This window comes from Clostridia bacterium (assembly GCA_017405765.1).
Classification (GTDB): Bacteria; Bacillota; Clostridia; order Oscillospirales; family RGIG577; genus RGIG577.
In genome coordinates this window covers 111,565-127,955 of the sequence record JAFQZS010000003.1, presented here as the reverse complement: position 1 = coordinate 127,955, position 16,391 = coordinate 111,565, and the positions used below count along the sequence as shown (strand labels likewise).

11 protein-coding genes are annotated in these 16,391 nt (G+C 50.1%); all 11 read right to left on the bottom strand.

Annotated features, from left to right (window positions below):
* Positions 1-35: 35 nt before the first annotated feature.
* A complete protein-coding gene (locus tag IJG50_01025; GenBank protein ID MBQ3378429.1) occupies positions 36-899 on the bottom strand; it encodes a FecR domain-containing protein in 864 nt (287 codons plus the stop codon).
* Positions 899-2,347, bottom strand: coding sequence for a GAF domain-containing protein (locus IJG50_01020; protein ID MBQ3378428.1), 1,449 nt, complete (start codon positions 2,345-2,347; stop codon positions 899-901). Before IJG50_01020 ends, IJG50_01025 begins: the two co-directional genes overlap by 1 nt.
* The gene (locus IJG50_01015) at positions 2,344-3,144 is read right to left on the bottom strand and encodes an MBL fold metallo-hydrolase (GenBank protein ID MBQ3378427.1); all 801 of its coding nucleotides are present in this window, start codon (positions 3,142-3,144) and stop codon (positions 2,344-2,346) included. The genes IJG50_01020 and IJG50_01015 overlap by 4 nt, the downstream gene beginning before the upstream one ends.
* A gap of 124 nt (positions 3,145-3,268) precedes the next feature.
* Complete coding sequence (locus IJG50_01010) at positions 3,269-4,558, bottom strand: S8 family serine peptidase (GenBank protein MBQ3378426.1); 1,290 nt, start codon at positions 4,556-4,558, stop codon at positions 3,269-3,271.
* 251 nt (positions 4,559-4,809) lie between these two features.
* The gene (locus IJG50_01005) at positions 4,810-6,273 is read right to left on the bottom strand and encodes an S-layer homology domain-containing protein (protein ID MBQ3378425.1); all 1,464 of its coding nucleotides are present in this window, start codon (positions 6,271-6,273) and stop codon (positions 4,810-4,812) included.
* A gap of 250 nt (positions 6,274-6,523) precedes the next feature.
* Positions 6,524-8,062, bottom strand: a complete 1,539-nt coding sequence (locus IJG50_01000) for a hypothetical protein (GenBank protein ID MBQ3378424.1) — start codon at positions 8,060-8,062, stop codon at positions 6,524-6,526.
* A gap of 79 nt (positions 8,063-8,141) precedes the next feature.
* Positions 8,142-11,630, bottom strand: a complete 3,489-nt coding sequence (locus IJG50_00995; protein ID MBQ3378423.1) for an S-layer homology domain-containing protein — start codon at positions 11,628-11,630, stop codon at positions 8,142-8,144.
* A 41-nt stretch (positions 11,631-11,671) separates the two neighbouring features.
* Positions 11,672-12,286 carry a dockerin type I repeat-containing protein gene (locus IJG50_00990; protein ID MBQ3378422.1) on the bottom strand — a complete coding sequence of 205 codons (615 nt, stop codon included), beginning with the start codon at positions 12,284-12,286 and terminating at the stop codon, positions 11,672-11,674.
* A gap of 21 nt (positions 12,287-12,307) precedes the next feature.
* Positions 12,308-13,525: an S-layer homology domain-containing protein gene (locus IJG50_00985; protein MBQ3378421.1), complete on the bottom strand. Its 1,218-nt coding sequence runs from the start codon at positions 13,523-13,525 to the stop codon at positions 12,308-12,310.
* 218 nt (positions 13,526-13,743) lie between these two features.
* Positions 13,744-14,115 (bottom strand): hypothetical protein, encoded by a 372-nt coding sequence (locus IJG50_00980; GenBank protein ID MBQ3378420.1) that lies wholly within the window; start codon positions 14,113-14,115, stop codon positions 13,744-13,746.
* A gap of 36 nt (positions 14,116-14,151) precedes the next feature.
* Positions 14,152-16,275 (bottom strand): Clostripain family protein, encoded by a 2,124-nt coding sequence (locus tag IJG50_00975; GenBank protein MBQ3378419.1) that lies wholly within the window; start codon positions 16,273-16,275, stop codon positions 14,152-14,154.
* Between the last annotated feature and the right edge of the window lie 116 nt (positions 16,276-16,391).

Below are 16,391 nucleotides of genomic sequence, written 5' to 3'. Positions count from 1 at the left end.
CCCGGCCGTCACAACGCCGTCGTTATGCATCGCGATCAGTTCTTCTTTTGGCCGTTTCCGCCGCCAGAACCGTAGGAAACAGTGTTAAATACCTGCGTCGAAGAGTTCTTTGCACTGTTCGTAAAAAGGCGTCCGAGCTTTTCGTTTATCTCGTCTGTAAGCGTTTGCTCCAAAGCTGCATCCTCTTCTCCCTTAATTTCCTCAAGCGCAAGAATCTTGTCAACATCGAGCGTTGGCACGTCTTTACGTATCATCCCCTGAAGGCCCGTATTCTTTCTAAGCTCGCTTATCACGAAATACGGGATATCCTCCTCCTTTAGCGTTATCTTTTCAAACGTCTGAGCGCCGCTTTGCGCATCAGTCGTAAGTCTTACGCCTTCGCCGCCCTTTATGTCGAACACGACTGTTTCGCTGCTTCTGTAAGCTTTGCAGGTCACGGTGACATGGCCGTGCAAAAGCCCCATCTCGTCTTCCGTGACCCATCCGTAGGACCCTCTTATGCCCGTGACCATCGTGGATGTTGAGATATTAAGTCTCTCGGAAGACGCCAAAGGCGCGTCCACGTTGAAATAGAGCTTGCCCTTTGTAAGCTTCACCTCAAGCTGACGCCCGCTCGCTTTTACCTGGGCGCTGCTTGAAGAGTCAAGCTTTACGGCCTTGGTCGAATCGAGCGTTATATATGCGTAGCTTTTCGTTCCCGCAGATACAGAATACCCGTTTGAAAGCTTCATGCCCGCCCTCACCGCAAGGCTGCTTCCGCTCGCATTTTTAACGGTGACCGAACCTGACGAAGCGGACAATGCAATGTTTGAGCCTACGGCCTTATCTGCAGCGTAGGCAGGTACAAAAAGAGTACATGCCATAATAATAACTATCAGCATCGATATAACTTTTTTCATCACTCTGCCTCCCATGCTTTGCTTGTTTCAAATAACTCAAGGATCTTTTCATCTATCGCACCCTCGCCAACCATACTGTGCAGTATGGAAAAAGCCTTGTCCGACGGCATCGGCGGCTTGTACGGGCGATCGCGCGCCGTAAGCGCGTCGAATACATCCAATATCGTAAGCAGGCGCACCTCGTCGGGTATATCATCGGCCGTCAGATGAGCCGGATATCCGCTTCCGTTTAAAAGCTCGTGATGAGCTGCTGCCCAATGCGGCGCTTCTGCGTACATTTTAGGGAAATCCACCTGACTCAGTATGCGGGCTGTTATTGAAACATGGCTCTCCATTACCGAGCGTTCTTCAGCCGTAAGCGTTCCCTTTCTTATTGAAAGGCAATCGTACTCCTCGCGTGTTATCCACGAAAGCTTGCCGCCGTTCTCATCTGTATATGTAAGCTTACTGAGCGCATCTATCTGTTCGAGGTCCTCGTCTTTTAAAAATCCCGCCGCATCTATGCGCTCCACAAGCGCTTTTGCATCATTGAGCCCGCGCACGACATTTTCAAACTCGTCAGAAGATATGCGCCCCTCAAGCATGGCTATCTTATTTAAAAGACCTATAGTCTTAAAACGCTCCATTACTTTTTCAATGCCGTCGCCCAAGCGGCTGTTCTTATTCATTACCGACAGCGGCACTGCAAGCTTTCCTACGTCATGAAGCCAAACCGAAAGCAGAAAGGTGCGGCGTTTGTCGGCGTCAAATTTCCACGGGTCATCGGTTTTCTCCAGCCAGTCCAGAAAATTTGCGCCGTATTTCACCATATTTCTCGTATGGTTGGCATTATACGGAGTGCTCGCGTCTATTGCGGCGGAAAGCGCGCCGACAAGCGAATCAAGAAGCGCGGTTATCTGATCGGAATACTGCATATTAGTTATGCTTATGGCCGCCTGCGACGATATCGCTCCCACAAGGAGCTCTATATCCTGCGGAAACGTCGTTATCTCGCCGTCCTCATCAAGCGCATTTATAAGCTGTGTTACGCCTACCAGCTGTCCCTTATCATTGCACATAGGAACGACGAGCATGCTCTTCGTTCTATATCCCGTCATATCGTCGTAGCGCTTCGAACCGGAAAAATCAAAATGCTTATCGGTGCGCACGTCGGCCACATTTATGGCCTCGCCATGTATCGCCACCCACGAACAGACATATGTCTCGTCCAAAGGCACGGGCGGCAGAGCTATGGGCGCCGCATGACCTCCCTGGCGTATATTCTGCGAGCGCGTCACCATCCGGCAGAAATGAAGGCCGTCGTCTTCGTAAAGATACAGCGTTCCCGCATCGCATTTTGCAAGGTCCATGGCAGTGTCGAGAATATTGGATAAAAGCGCCTCTCTGTCGCGCTCGTTTGAGATCGCAAGACAAATGTTTAAAAACCTTTTCAGTTCATTCGGCGTCAAAGTAATATCACCTCTTCCTCATATGCAAAAGAGCATTTCGGGTGTATTGAAAAAAGCGCGTCGGCCTCTTTATCAAGGCGTTCGTCAGTTCGTCCCGGATCGTGGTGTATTATTCTCACGGCCTTTGCCCCCGCGTCGCGTCCCAGGCGCGCAGCCGCCGTCCATGTGCTGTGACCGAAAGTGCTGCGATGTTCCCACTCCTCGTCGCTGTACTGCCCGTCGCATAAAAGCAGGTCGCAGTTTTTTGCAAACTCAATATACTTTGCCGTTTCCCCGTCGTTTAACGTGCAGTCGCTCATAAAGACCACGCTTTTTCCCTCGGCGCTCAGGCGAATAAGCGATACTCCTCCGGGATGCGCGCCTTCTATTGTGTCTACTTTGATCCTGTCTATATAAAAGCTTTCCCTAAGATCATGAAAATAAAAACTTGCGGGCAGTCCGTCTGTGTCAACAGGCCATATCGGCGGTGAAAAAATGCGCTCCATCTGCTCTTTTATGTCAAGCTCTCCCCGCCTGGCGCCGTATATATCAAGGCGGGCGTCGCTTTTAAAGATATAAGGGCACATTGCAAGCCCTATTATATGGTCGGCATGGGCGTGCGATATGACAAGCGAAAGCGACGGACTTGAAAGCGCCTGCTTGGGCAGCTTGAGTATGCCCGTTCCGCAGTCTAAGATAACATATTGCCCCGCCATTTTAACTAAAACGCAAGTCGTTGCGCCGCCGTAACGATAAAATGAACCTCCGCTCACGGGGACAGAGCCTCGGGCGCCCAATATCTGTACTGAGTTTTCCATATACATCACTGCCTACTGAATATAAAATCTTTCTAAAAAAACAATTCTTTTACAAAAAAGCTTACTATAATCAATTTGAAATGTCAACGAGCCCCGCGTCGCTTCGTCCCTTTAAGTCCGCTCCCTATTCGACAACAGCTTCAACGCTCTGTGAAATAGGCGCGTAGTTTTTGTCAAGATAAAAGAGCGTGGTTTTTTCATTCTCTACATCATTTGTGACGATTTTCTTTTTATAGCCGAAATCTCCCTTTTCCTCATAGACCGACAAGCCCGTCATCTTCCCGTCATCGTTATATGAAGCATACATGATATACCCTCCGCCGGGGCTTATTATCCAAGACGATATCATAAAAGAGTCGTCGCCCAAGGGCACTGCTTTTTCCCAATGCGTATCAATAAGCTTGTCAAAACTAATAAATCCGCAGCCGTAATAATTGTCATATCCTTCGTCGCCCAGGTCTATTGCTCTTTCCTTAAAAAGCCATAGCATATCGGCGTTATCCATATCAGGCGCAAGCTGCAATATAACGGCGGCGGCAGCCGTCACGCACGGCGCCGCAAACGACGTTCCCGTGCTCGTTATGCTCTCTTCGTCGGCTCCCGTAAACGTAATATAAGCGCCCGGCGCGCACACGTCCACAGCCACAGTATGCTGAGCGCTCGAAACGTACGATAACGCCTTATTTACGGAAGAAACGCCCAGTACATGCTCATACGCTGCCGGATACAATACAGTGCCCTGAGGTGCGCCCGAGCTCACGTTGCCTGACGCGGCCACCAAAACCACTCCGGCCGAGTAGGCCCTCTCTATCGCATTGTAAAGTGCCGCGGATTTTACATCAACGCTCCAGCTCATATTTATAACGTCGCATCCGTATACATTTACCGCATCGTCTATTATTTTCACAAGATTCGACACGTTTGGATTTTTTGTTGCGGAAAAGCACCTGAGCGGCACTATTTTAGCACCTCTTGCCATGCCTGTGACTCCAAGCTCATTTTTATCGCCGCATATCATTTGCATTACCTTCGTGCCATGATACACATCGTCTTTCATTTGCGTCGTATTTTCAACGTAATCGTATCCTGCGCAGATATTGGCGTTTTTAAGATCGGGATTTAACAAGTCTACGCCGCTGTCTATCACGCCTATGCACACGCCAGAACCGTCAAGTCCAACGCTGTCGGCATACGCTACGTTCATCGCCTCATACGGCCAGCCGTCACAGATCTCGGCTTCGTCTTCCAAATCGCACAGCGTCGCCGTATAATCAGGTTCAACATATATAGCCTGTCCGCACCTAAGCAAAAGCGCCGCATAGTCAGGATCGTCCGTTTTATATATATTATCGGCAACGAAACTTAGCTTATCAGAGCTTTCCTGCAAAATCGCCGTATCTTGCGTGTCTGCCATAAATACCAGGTATCCGTCATAACGCGGGCTTTCTTTTGACGTATATGCTTCACTTGCCTTTGCAGGGATCGGCATTTGCATAACGCAAACAAAGAAAGCGCATATTAGTATAAATGAGATAAGTTTTTTCATAATACAATAGTCCAATCCGCTGTTTTTTTTATTATATCAAAAGCATATATACAAACGCAAGAAAAACTAAAAAAGCGCATGTTTGAAAACATGCGCTTTTTTAATTTAATAACACATTATCATGCGTCCGCGTCGCTTATCTCAATATTCACGGGATAATCATATACGGCGTCTTGCTTTATGTAGCGTATATTAGTTATCGTCTTTCCGCCGAGGTCTGCAATGGAGCCGCCTATCTCAGTCCCTCTCCAAAGGTTCGCAATGTGGCGAAGTCCCATCTTGCTCCCGTCGGAAAACGTAACTACTACACCGCTTACAGTATCGCCCTGTGCAACGCCCTCGGTGCCCGTAAGCGAGATCTCTATATCGGCATGACGCGCGCCAACAGTCACCTCTGCTTCTACGCCCTCTACGCTCGATGCTTTGCCCATAACTGCGGAGAATGTACCATCTTCATTCCATATCTTATATCTTGCAGGCACCCCAGTCATCACATAGTAAGAATAGCTTGCGCTTTCAAACAATGCATCCTTGCCGCTGTACGTCGTGGTCGTCGTCTGCCCGCGGTTCGTTACCGTTATATCTACGCTAGACTCGTCCGTTATTTTGGTATAACCGGACAGCCTCGACATATCTCTAACATATACGGGATAAATTATGCCCGTTATGTCGCTTCCGTCCGAATTTACATGATACGAGCCGCCCGCAAGCGTTCCTGTACGGGGCTTGTTGCGCGTTGCGCTCGTTACGGCGTCTACCGTCGGATCGTTCTCGCCAAGCTCCGCCTTATAGAACTCATCATACGGTATGTTCATAAGAACGTAGCCGCTTGTAATGCGTGAGCTGCCGCCTCCGCCGCCGCCTGAGCTGCCGCCGGATGACGATCCGCCGGAGGTATTTGCATCGGTTTTAGTCGTCTGTGTGTCATCATTATTCTCATTATTTTCGCTTTCAAGGGTGTTGTTCAAAGCGTCTTTAAGCGCGCCTTCTGTGCGATACAGAAGGGTAACGCCCTCTGCTCGGCTGAGTGCGCGCTGAGGCATTATTTCGCCCGCCTCGTTGCCCTGCAGATAACCTGCCTGTACCATGGCGGCAAACGCACCCTTCGCGTATTGGCTGATTTTATCGCTGTCCGCAAAGCTGTCAAGAATGCTTTCGTCGGCCTCGGGCAGATTTAAAACTCTTGCCACCATAGTAACCGCCTGTTCGCGCGTTATCGTATTCATCGGAGACATGGTCGTCGGTGATGTGCCGTTCATATAACCTGCGGTAAGCGCCGTTTTAATGTCCGTATAGAACCACTGCTCGGGGCTTACGTCGGTATATGCGTCCAAAGACGCCGACGCATCGCTAAGGCCCGTTACTCTGTTGATAAGCGCGGCATATTCAGCACGGCTTATGGAAACATCGGGTCCGTACGTGCCTTCTTCATACCCTTTTAGGTAGCCGTCGTCAATAAACGACTGCATCGCTTGCTGGGCCCAGTGACCGTCTATATCCGACGCCGCCATAGCGGCCACGGGAAGCATTGCTGTCACCATAGCTATTGCAAGCAAAAGGGCAAGTACCTTCCTTTTTTTCATTTGTACACCTCACTTGATATTATTTGGTTAGTATATACTAACCCTTCTGTATTATATAAGTCAGTGCATTCCATTCTTACTTTGTCAATATAAATGTTTATATTGGAAAGTAAGTTAGTCGGCACTAACTATATATTATATTATCAAAGCTTTTTTTGAATGTCAACAGCCATATGTCTGTAAAAAACTAAAAAAGCGCACGTTTTCAAACATGCGCTTTTATAAGAGCTATCACTTTTTTATGATATTTTTACTGCACATACAGCTTTACCGTCTCACAGAGCGGCGCGTTCGCTATATCGAGGCTTATCAGCTTAACATAGCTTGCGGACACATCTAAAGAGTATTCTCCGGCAGTATTTATTATTCTGCAGCCTATCATTTTTCCGGCAGCGTCATACCATACCGCAATAACGAACGCTTTGGAGCCTACCTTCAGATTTAGCTTGCCGTTATCTGTGTAATAACCGTATCCGCCGTCTTCCACGTTAGTATAAACGTCCAGCGGAACTCTGTAAAACATATTGTCCGTCGTCTGGTAAACGATATACGCGCCGTCAAGATACGATGCACATATATTCGTTGATCCTCCTATAACGGAAGCAAGCGATTTTGCCTGCTTTGTCGTCAAGTCATATTCAAGCGCATCAAACGCCGTGTTTAAATAGAGCTTGTCGTTTAAGCAAGACAGACCCGACGTCCCCAAATAAACGCCGAAGGAGTACTGAGGATATAGCTCTGCATATATATCGGAAAATGACGCCAGAACACTCGGGCCGGACGAATGTCCGTCCCATACGCCGATGCCGGAATCAGTTACAAAATACCACTTGCCGTTATCGTTTAAAAACGACGATGCGACACGCGGCTCTGCATCGCTGCTCCAAAAGCAGTTGTCGTATGCAGTATCGCTGCATGTGACGTTCAGGCCGTATTGCCAGTCATAGGATTCCACATGATCCAGAGCATACATTTTATCTGTCGAGATGATAAAGTACATATGATCCACATTAGTCACCGAAGTCGATAAAGGATCATCCCACGTAACGTCCATGTGGTACCATTTGCCGTTTATCTTAACAATGTTCCATACATGATCAAGGCTTTCGCTTTCCACATACGAAGATTCAACGCCTAGCTCTGCCATTATCGCATTAAAGGCGCGCATATATGCCTGACACACGCCCCTTTTATCGCGGAAAAAGGAATACGCATCGTAATTTGTGTACGTTGTGTCATAATCGTAATTCAAGGCCAAATGATCGTGTACGAATAAGACCTTTTCAAGGTCGCTCCAGCTGTCGTCAACCAAAGCGGCTATTTCGGCCACCGTGTTAAGATAAAGCGCTTTGGCCGTGTCGTAGTCGGAGTATATATCGGCGTTATATACTGGGGCAAAATACAGCTTCCCTCCCGAAGAGCCGAAATACACATTTGCCATTGCAAATGTTTCGGGTTCAAGATAAAGTCTCCGCGCGACAGCGCTCAGTCTGTCAAAAGTCACGCCGTAATCGGAACCGTTGAACGTAATTTGCGTCTCCCCGTTCCAAATGGCCGTGCTGACCATCCTGATAAGCGCTCTTTCCGAATCGGTAAGAGGAGCTTCCTCCAAAACGGCGGCCGCATCATCGGAATACACATGTCCGTAAGCTTCCTCTGCGCTCAGAGAACTTCTTATATCCGTATTGTCTGCAAGCGCGCTGGTGCCAAAGGCAAATATCAACGCTGCGCACATAAGCGCGGTCAAAAGTATACGTACATATCCTTTTATATGCTTTTTTTCTCGCATATACCGCCTCACTCATTTCTTTAATAATATTGACAAAACAGCAGGGGACATGCGTCCCCTGCTGTTATAGATCATCGGATTACTCGCCGAGTAAGCGATACAGGAAGGTCACGGTCTGACCTCTGTTGCACGGGCTGTCAGGCGAGAAGGTGTGTTCGGTGGTGCCCGTAGTTATGCTGTTGGCTACGCCCCACATAACTGCGTCATAGTAGTATTCACCTTCGGAAACGTCGTTAAACGGATTTTCCGTGCCCGGATTGGTACCGCCTGCGTAACGATACAGGAAGGTTATCATCTGGCCGCGCGATATGATCGCATCGGGATCGAACGTAGTGGCAGTTGTGCCGGTCGTTATTCCCATATTAGCAGCCCATACGACTGCGTCACGATAATATGCGTTTTCAGCAACATCGGTGAACGGATTTACCGCATCCTCGCTCAATGCGGGCTGACCTGCCGCTCTGTAAAGGAACGTTACTATCTGGCCGCGAGTGCAGTCCAAAGTGGGACTGAACGTCGTTGCGGACGTTCCCGAGGTTATTCCCTTCTCAGCCGCCCAATTAACGGGTGCATAGAAGTAGTCGTCCTCGTTAACGTCGGTAAATCCCTTATTCTCGTCGGGAGGAACTACCTCGCCGCTCTGCTTAAAGGTTGCGCTTACCGTAACATCGCTCTTCGCCATAAGGAATGTGAACTTGTTGTTTTCCGTTGCGGTAACGGATACTTTATTGCCGTATTTATCGGTTACGGTCACATTTTCAACAGCATATCCTTCTGCGGGAGCCGCCGTTATCGTGATCGTGCGTCCTGCCATCGAGGTGAGTGCGCTTACGTTTATCGTACCGTTCTGAGGCGTGGTCGTACTTATCTTATAATAAGTATCGCTCGACGCGGAAGAACCGCCTCCGCCGCCTCCGCCGCCGCTGGAAGCATTGACTTTGAACGTACCGTTTACAAACGTGGGATCGTTGTAGTTAGTCGTATCGGGCGCCGTTGCTCCCGAGATAACTATGTCATACGTTCCTGCAGCAGTGTTTACGGGCGTTACGTCCGATCCGGACTGCTGATACTTCATTGCAACAGTGCCGCCCAGAACGTCAGTGCCAACAAGACCGGTAACCGTATAGTCGGTACCCTCTACAGGTGCGGAAAGATCCGGAACTATGCCGCCTCTGTTGATGGTTCTGTCCTTAGCCGTTACGGTTATGTCGGCTTTGTTTATCGTTACGTTTACGTCCTTGCTTTCCGGAGCGTAAGACGTCGTCTCAGCAGCGGTCACGGTAACGACTGCAGTGCCTGCGCCGTTAATGGTGAGCGCGCCGGTAGCCGCGTCAACCGCTACTGCCGTGCCGCTCTTTAACGCATAGGAGAGAGCGCCGTCGCCGGTCGTAACGGAAGCCGTTATCGACTTGCCGGTATCGCCGTATGTAAACGTTGCGTCGGAAGCGTCTATTACCTGTGCGTCCTTAGCGGTAACGGTCACGGTCACCACTATGTTGTAATCATCATAATTCGTACCGGTCACGGGTATCGTTACAGTCGCAGTCTTTCCTTCGAGTGCAGCGTCGTCAGCTATGGTAAGCGAGAGAACGTTTGCCGTCATGCTCGGAGGATATGATAATATGCTGTCTGCATCGGCCACAGTAAGTGTACCCGGCGTGCTGCCTTCCTTTACCTTAGCGCTAAGGTCAACAGTTTGAGTTGCGCCGTAGCGTATAGATACGTTCTCAGTCTCATCGGAAGCTGCTGCCTTCGTTATGTTTGCGGTAAGGCCGGTGGGCTGAGTAAGCGTATAGTTTGCCGCTTGCGCGCCGGTGAGCGTGAAGCCTGCATCAAGCGTTACAGCCTTTGCAGTGCCTACGTTTGCATCGGCAAACGAACCTGCAGCAGTTGCCTCGGCTACGGATACGTCGTCGGTACCGATTATGCCGGTAAGAGCGCCTGCCGTTACGGTAGCAGCTACCGTACCGTCGTAAGCCTTATCTGCTGCCGTTGCCGTCATGGTGAGGACTGCAGGAGTTATAGTGAAGTTTTTCGTTATAGTGCCGCCGAAGCCGCCGTTGCCGCTTATGGTCACGGTAGCAGTACCTGCGTTCGTGTTCTCGCTGTAAGCTACGGTGTAGTCGGTGCCCTCGGTATAGCCCACAGCCGTAACGGTGGTCGTTATCGGTGAGCCGGTATAAGCTTTGTCTGCCGTGTCTACCGTGAATTTGCTTTCGTCAAGCGATGCGCCCGTTATTTCAAACGTCTTCGTTACGGGAGCAAATACATAGTCGCTCGTCGTAATAGGCGAAACGGTCACGGTTGCCGTACCTACATTGGTATTGGAAGCGTAAGCTATGGTGTAGTCGGTATCCTTAACGAGAGTTGCTTCAGTGCATGTCACGGTAACAGCGGGCTCTATTGCGCTGCCCGTGTACTCAACATCGGGAATATCTGCTACAGTCACGGTAACGGACTTGCCGCCTACGGTAAGACCGCTAAGCGTCGTCGTGAGACCCTCGTAGCCGACCGTTACGGAAGTATCGCCCTTTGAGAACGCAGTACCCGATGCATACGTTATCGTCGTTTCATCCGTAACGTCTGCAGTGGAAGCATCGTCAAACGTTGCGGTAGCTACCATTCCCGCCTTATCGAGAACGTCTCCCGCGCCGTAAGTCGTCTTGGTGGGAGGCGTGGTGATCGTAAGAGCGGTAGCAGTCTTGTCTGCCGTCTTCGGGAAAGTCTTGGTAGCAACATAGTTGGAGCCGCTCTTAGTAAAGGTGTAACCCGTAAGTCCCGTTACATCGACTGTATCTGCAAACGTAACGCCGGTAGCCGGAGTTACGGTAACGGTAGCGGTGTAAGCAGTGTTAGCTGCGAAGGTGCCGCCCGAAAGTGCGGGATCCCACGTTACGGCTACTGTAGCATTGCCTGCCGTCTCGGTGATGGCAGATGCATCGGTCGCGCCCTTTGCGGGAGTCGTAACAGAGCCGGAAAGCGTCAGCTTCGTTACGGGGATGGAAACGCTTGCCGTTGTGCCCGACGACGGGAACTCTATGGTTTCACCGTCTGCATTGCCTACTTCAAACATTTTAGATCCGCCAACGATATCGTTTGACAGAGCAAATGCCGCCGTACCTTCGGCGCCGTCTTTAACCTTAAAGTACATCGTTGCGGTAAAGCCGTTCTTAGATATACCTGCCGCTCTTGCGTCGCCGATATAGAACAGTTTCTTGCCGCTTGCCGCGCCGGCGCGGTTCACGTTATACTGGAATGAATCCGAGATCTTAAGGCCATCGCCCGCAAGCGTAAGACCTATCGTACTCTCGCTCATCTCGTCAACGTAAGTACCCTTGTCCGCGGCAACGTCTACCACGTCAGAATCGTACTCGACCGTCAATGCGTAAGCGGTGATCATTTTTGACGCCGATACGCTTACAGTAGCCTGGATTATGTTCTCGGCGTCGGGATCCGAAACCGAAAGCGAAACCGTAGGCGCGCTGTCTGACCAGCCTGCAGCCATTGCTGCCGGCAGGAATGTTACGACCATAAGTATCGCAAGCACGACTGCCAAAATTTTCTTCATAATTGTCCTCCTTCTTTCTTCTTTGATTTATAGTTTATCAATTATGATAACGTGCGATTGCCTGCTGCCGCCTGTAAAATAAACAGCGCGTCGGTAGGAGTTACAAAAGTATCCTTATTTGCGTCAGCCGCAAGCTTTTGACTGTCGCTGAGCGTACGGTTGCCTGCAGCCGCCTGCAAAGCGAACAGTGCGTCGGTAGGCGTAATGTAAGTGTCCTCGTTTACGTCGCCGAGAACGTAAGCCGCCTTGTACTCAAACGAAGCTACGCGCACGAGGCTCGTTATATCTGTTGCAAGCGAGCCTGCTGCATTGCTCGACATATATACGTAATACGTCGTTCCGCTCGTTAAGTTCTTCGGATAAACCGAAAAGCTTACGGTCGCGGAAGTCGCCCTCACTTCGTCGATGTACTCGAGATTAGCCTCTGTCGGAACGCCGCTCGTGTCGGTCATTACCATAATAACATAATCGCTGCCGGATTTTGCGCTGCTGTATGCAACGGTTGCTTTATCGGCAGACGGCGTTACCGTGATAACGCTTGAATAAGCAGCCTCGACCTTGGCGTTTTGGATGCCGGAATCCCCCGCCGCAAGCGCGCCCACACACATAGTCATAAGAAGCACGCCCACGATCAGACAAACAATTACTTTTTTCATATTGCCCCTCCTTCATTTACTTCAGTTTTTCTCTGTGAATTCAATAAGTATCTTGGCAAGCTGAGCTCTGGTAGCCGTTCCCTTGGGGGAAAGCTGTCCCTCGCCCGTGCCTGATATTATGCTCTTGTATACTCCCCAGTACATGGGTTCCTTTGCCCATGCGGATATGTCCGCACTGTCATTAAACGCCTCGTCATAAATGCCGGTGAACATCATCTCCATGCCGCTCTGAGCGCCTGCATAGCCGAAGAGTATCTTCATTGCCGCTTCTCTCGTAAGCGAAGCGTTCGGCTCGAACGTATCGGGGGACGTGCCGTTTACGTATCCCTTTTCATATGCCCACGATATCGCCGACTTGAATTCCTCGCTCTGAGTCGTAATATCGGCGAACGGAGCCATCCCTGCCGGTGCGGGAGTTCCCGCCATGCGCCAAAGCACCGTAACATACTGTGCGCGCGTCACGGGGATGTCGGGCCCGAATGAGCCGTCTTCATATCCTTTGAAAAGTCCTGCCTGTACGGCTTTTTCTATGTATTGTTCACCCCAGTGTCCCTTAGTGTCGCTGAAGCTTACAACCGCGGGCGCGTTATTGCCGTTGTCGGTCTTACCGTTGTCGGTTTCGCCGTTATCGGTCTTACCGTTGTCGGTCTTACCGTTGTCGGTTTCGCCATTGTCGGTTTTACCGTTGTCGGTCTTGCCGTTGTCGGTCTTACCGTTGTCGGTTTCGCCATTGTCGGTCTTACCGTTGTCGGTCTTGCCGTTGTCATCAGGTTGTGACGCAGGCGAAAAATCTTCGACCGTATAAGGTATCGCGCTGCCGTTTTCATCGGCAAGCTCGTTTACCGTGATCGCCAGTCCGTAATCCGTAACGTCTTTGAGCGCCTCAAAGGTATAAACAGCAAGTGTGCCGTCGCCCTTCACGCCGCGCTCCGAAGCTGCCGCTACTACCGCGCCGCCGTCGCCGTCGGGATTATATACGGCAAGCTTATCCTCCAAAAGCGCGCCCTCTGCAGCGTTGGTGCAGACAAGCTCGGCCGTATTATACGAAAGTGTGAACTGTGCCGCATAAAAAGCCGTATTCCCGCTTATATCCACCGTTACGGTAAACGTCTCGCCGCTTTTGGGCATGACGTCGGGCGCTTTCACCGAAAAAGCCGTGCCTGCCGCTGCAAATACGCCCACGCCCAACGAGCATATTACAATGGCAGCAGACAAAATCAATGTGAGAACCCTTTTCATCCGCATCACTCCTGTGTTTTATTATTATAACGATTATATCATATCACAAATAAATAATTTTTACATCAAAAAAATAAATTTAATTATATTTTTTTTATTTTTATTTTCAGGCACAAGATGTGCCGACAAAAAAAGCCGGCCGAATCCCGGGGGCAAATTTTATAAAAAGCATCAAAAAGGCCGCCGGACGTGCATCCGACGGCCTTTTGGGTAAATGTTTACAGATTCATTGCCTCAAGTTCCTTCTTCGTTATCTCAACGAGCTGCTCGCAGCGTTTTGCGTTGTTTCCTACTATCTTCTTCATGCCGAAAAGGCCGCCGGACACCGAATCGAGCGCGGCGTTGGCTACCATGTTGCCTATGCCTGCCTGCTCCGCCTTCTGTACCATGAACTTTGCCTTGCCCATGCGCACTATCTGCACCTGATTCTGGCTGTCGAGCGCAGGGAAAGCTATGAGATAATAAAGTCCCTGCTTTGCGTACTCGGGCTTTCCCGCCTCAAACTCCTTGTCCTTTATCAGCTCAAAAAGCTCCTCGATCGAATAATCCCTGCTCGTCTTTATCGTCTTCATCTTTACTCCGAATGCCATTTTACATCTTCCTTTCTTAAAATAATTATATATGCATTACCACTCGTAGTAATATACGTCGCCGTTCTCCTCCACGTTGAACATAACGTATTCAGTGAGATAATAGTCGCCGTAAATATCGTCTATGCAGAATGCGAAAAGATAATCGGCGCTCTCCATAATGTCGTAATATATCTCGGGCGCGCCTTCGAATACGTATTCTCCGCCGTAATAGTAGGACTCATCATCGCTGTTTACAGCATACGAATAATAGATAGGCACTATCTTGTCGCCCTCTTTAAGCTGTACTATGTCTTTTGCTGCCATACCGTTCTCGTCAATGCCGGCCCATGCGCCCTCTATCGTAATATCGCCGTCGAACGTCTGCCGCAGTCGCAGATTAGTCTGCTCGTCGTTTAAGAATATGGGCGAAGTGTAGATTATTGCGTCGTCAGTCACTTCAACTATATATGTAGCAAGATTCTGTCCGTCGGGAAGCGACATCCAGTAGCCGTCAAAGTCATCGCAGAAATATCCGTTGTCCCAGTCGATTATTATATCATACGTTTCGCCAAGCTCTATCAAGTCCTCGCCGTCTTCGGAAAGCTCGTAAACGTATCCGTAAACGTTCGACGCGTAATAATAGCCGTCATCGTCGAGCACGAACCAGAAGTCGCCTTCGTCGTCGAGTATCGGCTCCTGTTCAAACGTGATTAGCGAGCTTTCGCCGGTAACTTCATAGGAATCGACATACTCCCAGTATTCCTGGTCGCCGCTCCCCTCGGAAGCCCAGTTCCAGTTGCCGTCCTCGTCGTACCAGTATTCGTCGCTGTAACCCTGCGTACTGCCCTGATTTACGCCGCCATAATTCTGCCTGTCGATAAACGACAGATAATAGGGGCTCACGCACACGCCGCCGAATATCGTAAGCTCCTCGGAGCCCTGTACGCTTAACGGATAATAAAGCGAAAGTCCGGATGCATTCTTATGAGTGTCGCCCGCTATGCGGTAAACTACGGCGTTGTCAAGCGACGAAAGCACCTCGTCCGCACCTTCCGTGTAGGGAGCGCACGCCGAAACGAGCGCACCGAGGTCTACCATATTCGTATAACCCTCGCTCTTATTATTGCCGCCGAAGTTTTCCGCGCCCTCTATGCCGCGCACCATGTAAACAAGAGAGTCGGGGTCCTCTGCCGACTCGTACATATTCTGCGCAAAGGTGTTGAAATCGGCAACAAGTTCGTCCATATACGAAAGGTCTATAACGGCAAGCGTCGCGCCGCTCTCCTGGCCTATATCCGCGCAGGACTTATAGAAGCTGTCGCATACCACCTCTCCGAGCGAGGCTGCGTCAGCATCGGGATTTGCCGCAAGGTAGGAGCCTATGGCGGTATAATCCCAGCCGTATCCCGGCTCCGACTCTTCCGAGCCGTACATATAATCGGCATACGAAGCAAGTATGTTGGCCGTCTCGAGCGTACCCATAAGGCAGGCGTCGAAGCCGATGAAGTCGAACTTCTGCGTCATGTTCTCGTAAACGGCCGCAAACGCCAGGTCAAGGTCTTTGAGCGAGAGCGAATCAAATTCGTTCTGCTCGTCGAAGCAGATTCCCGTGATGCTGCCGCCGCCGTGGTTCCAGAATATTACGCCCATATGCTCCGATGCGTAATTTTCAACGCCCCAGCTCAAAAAGTCGTAAAACGTATCGACGCTGCCCATATCGGCCGCGGGTCCTTCGTCGAGCGCGTAAAGCTCTCCGTCCTGTACGAGGAAGCGCTGTATCTTTCCGTTTTCAACTACGTCGTTCTGCCATTTGGACGCTCCGCCCGTCTGTACTACAAAACGTACGCTGTCGCTTCCGTCGGCGTTTATCATCTCCTGCAGGTCGTTCGTTCCCATGCCGTATTTTGATTCAAGATCGGTGCCGCACAGATAAACGAATATCGTCCAAGTGCCCGCTTCTCCCATGCTTTCTCCGGACGCGCCTTCGGGGCGGTCCATCGTGAGCCGTCCGGTCGAGCGGTTCACGGACATATTGAGTCCTTTTGCGGTAAGCGACGACGAACTCTGCGAGCCCGAGCTGTCCGAATCGGAGCCGCATGCCGCAAGACAGAAAAGCATGGCTGCGGCAATTATTATTGCCAGTATTTTTGCCAAAGCTTTCATTTTCAAATCAAACACAACCTTTCTTCTTTATTATTCCTCAGACTGATAAAGCCTGTTTTTTACGCGGTGCGTCTTTTCTTCTTCAAACATTATATAACATTTTCAAAGAATAAAAAACAATTTATCGCTTT